Source organism: Pseudomonas sp., from assembly GCF_049590575.1.
Taxonomy (GTDB): Bacteria; Pseudomonadota; Gammaproteobacteria; order Pseudomonadales; family Pseudomonadaceae; genus Aquipseudomonas.
This window is the reverse complement of the sequence record NZ_JBAWDE010000190.1, coordinates 1-9,318: the sequence shown is the minus strand read 5'-3', so window position 1 is coordinate 9,318 and position 9,318 is coordinate 1. Positions and strand designations below refer to the sequence as shown.

The following is a 9,318-nucleotide window of genomic DNA, read 5'->3' as shown; positions in this document are numbered from 1 at the left end:
GATAAAAAAAGAGCAGCGTAACTTGCTGGATCAGTCAATAGAGATTGGGAGAAATGGAATCGGAGCCGTTGCGGGCGCGCTTCAAATAGCTACTGGTGCCGGAATTTGCTACGCCTCGGCGGGCACTTTATGCCTCATTGCGGGTGTGCCGTTGATGGCGCATGGCGCTAATAATTTATATGAAGGTGGACGTAACCTACTAACAGGAAGATCCGACACCGTCGGTCCGGTTCGGACAGCATATCAAGCGGCTGCATCCGCCGCCGGTCACGGAGAGCGGGAAGCAAACATGGCCTACGGCGCCGTCGATATTGGGCTATCTATCTACAGCACTGTAAGGCATATATATAAACCGGATGCTTGGCGTTTATTTAGGTATCTGGATTCAGACCGGATAAGAGCCTATAAAACTATGACACCGACTTCGCTGGCAGCGGAGGCCGCAACAGATGCAATCACATTAAGGCAATTACATGAAGAATCTAAAAAATGATCATTGTGGCTTTTCTAATACTTTCGCCGCTGGGCTTATTATTCGCTTACAGCCTTAGAGTCATCTTCTCCGGCAAAAGCATTAGCTACACCAAAATCTATATCAGCTTAGCAGTCAATATTTTCTTTATGGTGACACATTTGGAGATCGCTCAATTTGACAAATACTTATATTTCGGGACTCATCCAGAAGTTATTGAAAATCATCCAGTCATTGGCTGGATAGCACTAGTGTTCTTCATACTGCACGCACTCGCACTTCCAGTTAAGCGAAACTTGAACTGGTGGTGGAAACGTTAATAGGACATCACTATTTGGCTCCAAAAAAAACGCCCCGAACCAGTCGGGGCGTTTTCCATTCAGCGTTTACCGATCACGCCTGATCAGCCAACCGCCACGTCGTCCCGCCCTTCCCGTCTTCCAACACCACACCCATCGCGGTGAGTTGGTCGCGGATACGGTCGGATTCCGCCCAGTCCTTGTTGGCACGAGCGGTCAGACGCGCCTGGATCAGCGCATCCACTTCAGCCGCATCCACACGCCCTTCGGCACCGGCTTGCAGGAAGTCATCAGCTTCCATCTGCAACACACCGAGCACGCTGGCCAGCTCTTTCAAGCGCGCCGCAAGACCTGCTGCGGCATCAAGATCGCTCTCACGCAAACGGTTGATCTCACGCACCATCTCAAACAGCACCGCGCAGGCTTCCGGCGTGCCAAAGTCGTCGTTCATCACTTCGGTAAACCGTGCCACGAACGTCTCACCGCCGGCGGGCGCCACCGATGGCAGGCCTTTCAACGCGTGGTAGAAACGCTCCAGGGCGCCCTTGGCGTCCTTGAGGTTGTCTTCCGAGTAGTTGATGGCGCTGCGGTAGTGGCTCGACACCAGCAGGTAACGCACCACTTCCGGGTGGTACTTTTCCAGCACGTCGCGGATGGTGAAGAAGTTGTTCAAGGACTTGGACATCTTCTCGCCATTGATGCGGATCATGCCGCAGTGCATCCAGGCGTTGGCGTAGGTCTTGCCGGTGGCCGCTTCGCTCTGGGCGATTTCGTTTTCGTGGTGCGGGAACTCGAGGTCGCTGCCGCCGCCATGAATGTCGAAGGTCTCGCCCAGGCAGCAGGTGGACATCACCGAGCATTCGATGTGCCAGCCCGGACGCCCGGCGCCCCATGGCGACTCCCAGCTCGGCTCGCCGGGCTTGGTGCCTTTCCACAGTACGAAGTCGAGCGGGTCTTGCTTGGCTTCGTCGACTTCGATCCGCGCGCCAATGCGCAGGTCTTCGATTTTCTTGCGCGACAGCTTGCCGTAGCCCATGAACTTGGCGACGCGGTAGTACACGTCGCCATTGCCTGGGGCGTAGGCGTAACCCTTGTCGATCAGGGTCTGGATCATCGCGTGCATGCCAGGGATGTGGTCCGTGGCGCGCGGCTCCATGTCCGGCTTGAGGATGTTGAGGCGCGCCTCGTCCTCGTGCATGGCGGCGATCATGCGCTCGGTCAGCGCGTCGAACGATTCGCCGTTTTCGTTGGCGCGGTTGATGATCTTGTCGTCGATATCGGTGATGTTGCGCACGTACGTCAAGTCATAGCCGCTGAAACGCAACCAGCGGGTCACCAGGTCGAAGGCAACCATGCTGCGGCCGTGGCCGATGTGGCAGTAGTCGTACACGGTCATGCCGCACACATACATGCGCACCTTGTTGCCATCCAGCGGCTTGAAGACTTCTTTGGTCTTGCTGAGTGTGTTGTAGATCGTTAACACGACAAATCCTTCTCTCTAGGCAAAGCCGGTCAGGCCTGCCCGATCACTGGCCCCACGAATCACGCAAGGTCACGGTACGGTTGAATACCGGAGCACCGGGTTTCGAGTCCTTGATATCTGCGCAGAAGTAACCTTCGCGCTCGAACTGGAAACGGTCTTCCGGCTGTGCGTCGCCAAGCGATGGCTCGGCACGACAACCGGTGAGCACTTGCAGCGAGTCAGGGTTGATGTTGTCCAGGAAGCTGGCGCTGTCTTCAGCCTTCTCAGGGTTCGGCGAACGGAACAGACGATCGTACAGGCGCACTTCGCACTCGATGCTGGCGGCGGCCGGCACCCAGTGGACCACGCCCTTGACCTTGCGGCCTTCCGGGTTCTTGCCCAGGGTTTCGGGGTCGTAGGAGCAACGCAGTTCAACGATGTTGCCATCGGCGTCCTTGATCGCTTCATCGGCGCGGATCACGTAGCTGCCGCGCAGGCGCACTTCGCCGTTCGGCTCCAGGCGCTTGTAGCCTTTTGGCGGCTCTTCCATGAAGTCATCACGGTCGATGTAGATTTCACGCGCGAACGGCAGCTTGCGCACGCCGAGTTCTTCTTTTTGCGGATGACGCGGCAGTTCGAGGTGGTCGACCTTGTCTTCCGGGTAGTTGGTGATCACCACTTTCAGCGGACGCAGCACGCACATGGCGCGCGGGGCGTTGGCGTCGAGGTCCTGACGGATGCTGAACTCGAGCATGCCGTAATCGACTACGCCGTCGGAACGGTTGGTGCCGACCATGTCGCAGAAGTTGCGGATCGACGCCGGGGTGTAGCCGCGACGGCGGAAGCCCGACAGCGTCGACATGCGTGGGTCGTCCCAGCCGTTGACGTGTTTTTCATCGACCAACTGCTTGAGCTTGCGCTTGCTGGTGATGGTGTAGTTCAGGTTCAGGCGGCTGAATTCGTACTGGCGCGGGTGCGCCGGCACCGGCAGGCTGTCGAGGAACCACTCGTACAGCGGGCGATGGCTTTCGAACTCCAGGGTGCAGATCGAGTGGGTGATGCCTTCGATGGCGTCCGACTGACCGTGGGTAAAGTCGTAGTTCGGGTAGATGCACCACTTGTCACCGGTCTGGTGGTGATGGGCGTGGCGGATGCGGTACATGATCGGGTCGCGCAGGTTCATGTTCGGCGAGGCCATGTCGATCTTGGCGCGCAATACGCGGGCACCGTCCGGGAACTCACCGGCGCGCATGCGGGCGAACCAGTCCAGGTTCTCTTCCACCGAACGGTCGCGGAACGGGCTGTTCTTGCCCGGCTCGGTCAGGGTGCCACGGTATTCCTTGGCTTGCTCAGGGGTCAGGTCGTCGACGTAGGCCTTGCCGGCCTTGATCAGTTCGACAGCCCAGTCGAACAACTGGTCGAAATACTGCGAGGCGTAGCGCACTTCACCGGACCATTCGAAGCCCAGCCACTTGATGTCGCTTTCGATGGCGTCGATGTATTCCTGGTCTTCCTTGGCCGGGTTGGTGTCGTCGAAACGCAGGTGCGTAACGCCACCGAACTCCTGGGCCAGGCCGAAGTTCACACAGATCGATTTGGCGTGACCGATGTGCAGGTAGCCGTTGGGCTCTGGCGGGAAGCGGGTGACGATCTGCGTGTGCTTGCCCGAATCCAGGTCCGCCTGGATGATCGGGCGCAGGAAATTGACCGGGACGGCAGGTCCGGCCTTGGAATTCGAGGTAGGGTCGACAGTGGGCTTGCTCATAGGATCCTTGAACAGACAGGTTCGTGGCCGGGTGGGGCCAGATAAAACAAAGGGCTTATCATAGCCGAACCTGTCAACCGCCTGACAGAGCGCGGTCAAAAACTGCTGGTTTAATTGCCCCGGCGGTAAAAACCACCTCGAAATTCCCGCCGGGCACGCTAAACTGCGCGCCTTGGCTGCTGTTTCGCCAACCTGGTAAGGCGCCCAGGCGTCCAAACCCACGAATTCCCTGAAAAGAGTAGTGAACATGACTCAAGTCAAACTGACCACCAACCACGGTGACATCGTCATCGAGCTGAACGCCGAGAAAGCGCCGATCACCGTCGCCAACTTCATCGAATACGTTAAGGCCGGCCACTACGAAAACACTGTTTTCCACCGTGTCATCGGCAACTTCATGATCCAGGGCGGCGGTTTCGAGCCTGGCATGAAAGAAAAGAAAGACAAGCGCCCAAGCATCCAGAACGAAGCGGACAACGGCCTTTCCAACGACAAGTACACCGTCGCCATGGCCCGTACCATGGAGCCGCATTCAGCCTCCGCGCAGTTCTTTATCAACGTCGCCGACAACGCTTTCCTCAACCACAGCGGCAAGAACGTGCAGGGCTGGGGCTACGCGGTATTCGGTAAAGTCACCGAAGGCCAGGACGTTGTCGACAAGATCAAAGGCGTGTCGACCACTTCCAAAGCCGGTCACCAGGACGTTCCAGCAGACGACGTGATCGTCGAGAAAGCCGAGATCGTTGGGTGATATTGCTGATTTCAGATTTGCATCTGGAAGAGGAGCGCCCGGACATCACCCGGGCGTTTCTGGATCTGCTCCACGGCCGCGCCCGTGGCGCCCAGGCGTTGTACATTCTGGGCGACTTCTTCGAAGCCTGGATCGGCGATGATGGGATGACGCCCTTCCAGCGTTCCATCTGTGCGGCGCTGCGTGAACTGAGCGACAGCGGCACCCCGATTTTTATCATGCATGGCAACCGCGATTTCCTGATCGGCAAGGGCTTCTGCAAAGCGGCAGGCGTCACCTTGCTCAAGGACCCGAGTGTCGTGCCGATGTTTGGCGAACCCGTGCTGTTGATGCACGGCGACAGCCTGTGCACCCGCGACCTTGGCTATATGAAGCTGCGGCGCATCCTGCGTAACCCGATCGTGTTGTTTATCCTGCGCCACTTGCCGTTGAGCACCCGCCATAAACTGGCGCGCAAGCTGCGCAGCGAAAGCCGCGCCCAGACGCGCATGAAGGCCAACGATATTGTCGACGTCACGCCCGAAGAAGTACCGCGGGTGATGCAGCAGTTCGGCGTGCACACCCTGGTCCACGGCCATACGCACCGCCCGGCGATTCATAAGCTGCAACTTGGCGAGCAGGCGGCCAAGCGCATTGTGCTGGGGGATTGGGACAAACAGGGCTGGGCATTGCAGGTGGATGAGCAAGGGTTCCAATTGGCTGCGTTTGACTTCGTCAATCCGCAGCTGGCATTGCCTGGGGCCTGATCCTCGCCCCCCACTGATCAGATGTGAACAGAGATCAAAATGTGGGAGGGGGCTTGCCCCCGATTAGGGCGGGTCAGTAAAACATGTACAACGGACACTCCCACATCGGGGGCAAGCCCCCTCCCACAATTGAACGCATTTCAATCTTTGCCAATCAGTGCCCAGACGCTTCCGGTCCGGCCTTGGCGCCAAACGGCGGCTTCGCCAGCCACACCAGCAGCATCAAGCCCATGAACATCCACCCCAGCAACGTGAAGTAATCCACGGTGGACATCATGTACGCCTGGCCGGTGAGAATCTGGTCCAGCTGCGCATAGGCCTTGTGCCCTGCCCCACCGAGCGCCTGCAGTGCGTCGCGGGTCGCCGAGTCGTAGGTGGTCATGTTCTCGCTCATGTACGCATGGTGCTGGTCCGCGCGGCGAATCCAGATCCAGGTGGTCAGCGAGGCCGCAAAGCTGCCGCCCAGGGTCCGCAGGAACGTCGCGAGGCCAGCGCCGTCAGCGATCTGCTGGGGCGGCAGGTCGGACATCAGGATGCTCAAGGTCGGCATGAAGAACAGCGCCACGCCGATGCCCATGAACAACTGCACCAGAGCGATGTGCGTGAAGTCCACTTCATTGGTGAACCCCGCCCGCATAAAGCAGCTCAAGCCAATCGCCAGGAACGCCAGGCCCGCCAGCAGGCGCAGGTCGAACTTGTGTGCGTACTTGCCAACAAACGGCGACATCAGCACCGGCAGAATCCCGATCGGTGCCACCGCCAGGCCGGCCCAGGTGGCGGTATAGCCCATCTGGGTTTGCAGCCATTGCGGCAGGATCAGGTTAATCCCGAAGAACCCCGCGTAGCCCAACACCAGCACAATCGTGCCGATGCGGAAGTTGCGGTAAGCAAACAGCCGCAGGTTGACCACCGGGTGCTCGTCGGTCATTTCCCAAATGACAAACACCGCCAGGGCAATCGCCGAAATCGCCGCACCGATAATAATGAAGTTGGACTCGAACCAGTCCAGGTCATTGCCCTTGTCGAGGATGATCTGCAAGGCGCCGACACCCACGATCAGGCTGAGCAGGCCGACGTAATCCATCGGCTGGTAACTGGTGACCACCGGGCGTTTCTTCAGTTGCGAACGCACCACCATCACCGCAAAGATGCCGATGGGTACGTTGATAAAGAAGATCCACGGCCAGCTGTAGCTGTCAGTGATCCAGCCGCCGAGGATCGGCCCGGCGATCGGCGCCACCACCGTGACCATCGCCAACAACGCCAGGGCCATGCCGCGCCTGGCGGGCGGGTAGACCGCGATCAGCAAGGTCTGGGTCATCGGGTACAAGGGCCCGGCGACCAGGCCTTGCAGCACGCGAAAACCGATCAACTCGGGCATCGAGGTAGAAATCCCGCACAGGAACGACGCCAGCACAAACAGCATGGTCGCCCACAGGAACAGTTTCACTTCACCGAAACGCCGGCTCAACCAGCCGGTGAGCGGCAAGGCAATCGCGTTGCTCACCGCAAACGAGGTGATGACCCAGGTGCCCTGCTCCGAACTCACGCCAAGGTTGCCGGAAATCGTCGGCAACGCCACGTTGGCGATGGTGGTGTCGAGCACCTGCATAAAGGTCGCCAGCGACAGGCCGATAGTGGCCAGCACCAGGCTTGGCGGCGAGAAGGAGGCGTTATTGCTCATCAGCGTTGCGCAGCCTTGGGAGCGGCGACGCTGTTGTCATGGATCAACTGGTTGATCATGGCGTCGGCCTCGGCCAATTGGCGCTCATACACGTTGGTGGTGAAGGTGGCTTTTTGCGGCGGCTGTTGCGCCAGCACCGGGCCGCTCTGGTCGTGCAGGTCGACGTCGACCACGGTGCTCAAGCCGACCCGCAACGGGTGCTTGGCCAGTTCATCGGCGTTGATGTGGATGCGCACCGGCACCCGTTGCACGATCTTGATCCAGTTACCGGTGGCGTTCTGCGCAGGCAGCAGCGCAAATGCACTGCCGGTGCCGGCGCCGAGGCTGTCCACGGTGCCGCTGTATTTGACGTCACTGCCGTAGATGTCCGACTCGATGTCCACCGGCTGGCCGATGCGCATGTTGCGCAGCTGGGTTTCCTTGAAGTTGGCATCGATCCACAGCTGGTTCAGCGGGATCACGGCCATCAACGCGGTGCCCGGCTGCACGCGCTGGCCCAGCTGCACGGTACGCTTGGCCACATAGCCGGTGACCGGTGCGATCAGGGTGCTGCGCGCATTCGCCAGGTAGGCTTGGCGCAGTTGCGCGGCGGCGGCTTGTACGTCCGGGTGGGACGAGATCACCGTGTCGTCGACCAAGGCATTGCTGGTCTTGAGCTGCTGCTCAAGGTTGGTCAAGGCGTTTTTGGCCGCGGTCAGGCTGTCACGGGCGTGGGACAGTTCTTCCTGGGAAATCGCCCCGCCCTGGGCCAGGGTCTTACGACGGTTGAAATTGTCCTGGGCGGTTTGCACATCGGCTTTCTGCGCGTTGACCTGAGCCTTCATGCCGTCGACGTTGCTGTACAACCCACGCACCTGGCGCACGGTGCGGGCCAGGTTGGCCTGAGCACTTTGCAGGCCGACAGCCGCGTCATTCGGGTCGAAGTTGACCAGCACCTGGCCTTCGTGGACCAGGTCGCCATCGTCGGCGCCGATGCTGACCACCGTGCCGGTGACCAGCGGGGTGATTTCCACCACGTTGCCGTTCACATAGGCGTCGTCGGTGCTTTCATTGAAACGCCCGTAGAGCTCATACCAGGCCCACACACCGACCACGCCCAGAATCACGATCAGCGCCAGGCCGATCAGCATGATTTTGCGTTTGCGCGGATTGCTGTCTTTGGGTTGCTCTTTGGGTTGTTCGGTTGCGTTGGTGTTTTCGGCAGTGGCCATGACAAATACCTCAAATTATTCCGTGCGTGTGGCTGGGGTGGTCGCTGCCACGTTGTTGGCGTTGTAGCCGCCACCCAGGGCCTGCATCAATTGAATCGACAGGTCGATCTGTGCCGCATTCAGGGTCGCCAGATGGCGCTGTGCCTGCAGCAATTGCTGCTCGATGCTGAGCACATCGAGGTAGTTACCGATGCCTGAGCTGTAACGCATCACCCCGGTGTCGTAGGACTGCTGGGCAATGTCCGCGGCATGTTGCTGTGCCTGGATTTGCCGCCCGGTTTCGCGCAGTTGCACCAGGGTGTTGCCGATATCGCCCAGGGCTTGCACCAGGGTTTTGTTGTACTGGGCCACGGCCAGGTCGTAATCGGCGTCGCGGGCATCGAGGTCGGCGCGCAGGCGGCCACCGTCGAAAATCGGCAACGAGATCGTCGGCGCAATGCTGAAGAAGCGGCTGGCCGAACCGAACATCGCGTCGCCCAGCAACGACTCGGCGCCGGCGCTCGCGCTCAGGTTGAGGTTGGGGTAGAAGCGGGTTTTGCTTGCGGCGATGTCCTTGCTCGCCGCCTCGACACGCCAACGCGCGGCGATCAGGTCGGGGCGGCGGCCCAACAGCTCGGCCGGCAGCACCGAAGGCACGGCCACCGCGGCGGGTTTCAACACATTCGGACGCACCAGCTCGCCACCCCGGTCCGGGCCTTTGCCGAGCAGTACGGCAAGGGCGATCTTGGCGCTTTGCAGTTGTTTTTCCGCATCGATCAACTGCGACTGGGCGCTGGCTTCCAGGCTTTCGGTCTGTTGGAACTGGTACTGGCTGTCGATACCTGAATTCAGGCGACGCTGGCTCAGGTCGAGCATCTGGCGAGTGCGCTTGAGGTCGTCATTGGCCAGGTCGCGCACGATGTGCGCCTGGCCCAGGTCGCTGTAGGCC

At 59.9% G+C, this 9,318-nt stretch carries 9 protein-coding genes; 4 read left to right on the top strand and 5 right to left on the bottom strand.

Features of this window, described 5'->3' with window-relative positions; all coding sequences use genetic code 11:
- Both WBR57_RS13155 and WBR57_RS13150 read left to right on the top strand, forming a co-directional pair.
- Positions 1 to 493 (top strand): DUF4225 domain-containing protein (locus tag WBR57_RS13155; RefSeq protein ID WP_424084181.1); only part of this gene is annotated, 493 nt, incomplete at its 5' end.
- The gene (locus WBR57_RS13150; protein WP_424084180.1) at positions 490 to 792 is read left to right on the top strand and encodes a hypothetical protein; all 303 of its coding nucleotides are present in this window, start codon (positions 490 to 492) and stop codon (positions 790 to 792) included. The genes WBR57_RS13155 and WBR57_RS13150, both read left to right, overlap by 4 nt.
- 73 nt (positions 793 to 865) lie before the next feature.
- On the opposite strand, the gene cysS is transcribed toward WBR57_RS13150, so the two are convergent.
- Positions 866 to 2,254 carry a cysteine--tRNA ligase gene (gene cysS, locus WBR57_RS13145; RefSeq protein WP_424084179.1) on the bottom strand — a complete coding sequence of 463 codons (1,389 nt, stop codon included), beginning with the start codon at positions 2,252 to 2,254 and terminating at the stop codon, positions 866 to 868.
- A gap of 43 nt (positions 2,255 to 2,297) precedes the next feature.
- Positions 2,298 to 3,998 carry a glutamine--tRNA ligase/YqeY domain fusion protein gene (locus WBR57_RS13140; protein WP_424084178.1) on the bottom strand — a complete coding sequence of 567 codons (1,701 nt, stop codon included), beginning with the start codon at positions 3,996 to 3,998 and terminating at the stop codon, positions 2,298 to 2,300.
- 247 nt (positions 3,999 to 4,245) lie between these two features.
- Here WBR57_RS13140 and WBR57_RS13135 point away from each other — a divergent pair, with 247 nt between their 5' ends.
- Together WBR57_RS13135 and lpxH are read left to right on the top strand one after the other, a co-directional pair.
- Positions 4,246 to 4,749 (top strand): peptidylprolyl isomerase, encoded by a 504-nt coding sequence (locus tag WBR57_RS13135; protein WP_424084177.1) that lies wholly within the window; start codon positions 4,246 to 4,248, stop codon positions 4,747 to 4,749.
- Positions 4,746 to 5,495 (top strand): UDP-2,3-diacylglucosamine diphosphatase, encoded by a 750-nt coding sequence (gene lpxH, locus WBR57_RS13130; protein WP_424084176.1) that lies wholly within the window; start codon positions 4,746 to 4,748, stop codon positions 5,493 to 5,495. Before WBR57_RS13135 ends, lpxH begins: the two co-directional genes overlap by 4 nt.
- Before the next feature lie 154 nt (positions 5,496 to 5,649).
- Here lpxH and WBR57_RS13125 read toward each other — a convergent pair whose 3' ends face one another.
- The 3 genes from WBR57_RS13125 to WBR57_RS13115 all read right to left on the bottom strand — a co-directional run.
- The gene (locus WBR57_RS13125; protein WP_424084175.1) at positions 5,650 to 7,179 is read right to left on the bottom strand and encodes a DHA2 family efflux MFS transporter permease subunit; all 1,530 of its coding nucleotides are present in this window, start codon (positions 7,177 to 7,179) and stop codon (positions 5,650 to 5,652) included.
- Entirely contained in the window at positions 7,179 to 8,390 is a 1,212-nt protein-coding gene (locus WBR57_RS13120; protein WP_424084174.1) for an efflux RND transporter periplasmic adaptor subunit, read from the bottom strand. Before WBR57_RS13120 ends, WBR57_RS13125 begins: the two co-directional genes overlap by 1 nt.
- 15 nt (positions 8,391 to 8,405) lie before the next feature.
- The coding region (locus WBR57_RS13115; RefSeq protein WP_424084173.1) for an efflux transporter outer membrane subunit at positions 8,406 to 9,318 on the bottom strand (913 nt) is incomplete at its 5' end.

Bases quoted from the DNA above. Each gene is read 5' to 3' on its own strand.
- WBR57_RS13150 (WP_424084180.1), top strand. From the start codon at position 490: ATGATCATTGTGGCTTTTCTAATACTTTCGCCGCTGGGCTTATTATTC.
- WBR57_RS13140 (WP_424084178.1), bottom strand. From the start codon at position 3,998: ATGAGCAAGCCCACTGTCGACCCTACCTCGAATTCCAAGGCCGGACCT.
- WBR57_RS13135 (WP_424084177.1), top strand. From the start codon at position 4,246: ATGACTCAAGTCAAACTGACCACCAACCACGGTGACATCGTCATCGAG.
- WBR57_RS13125 (WP_424084175.1), bottom strand. From the start codon at position 7,179: ATGAGCAATAACGCCTCCTTCTCGCCGCCAAGCCTGGTGCTGGCCACT.
- WBR57_RS13120 (WP_424084174.1), bottom strand. From the start codon at position 8,390: ATGGCCACTGCCGAAAACACCAACGCAACCGAACAACCCAAAGAGCAA.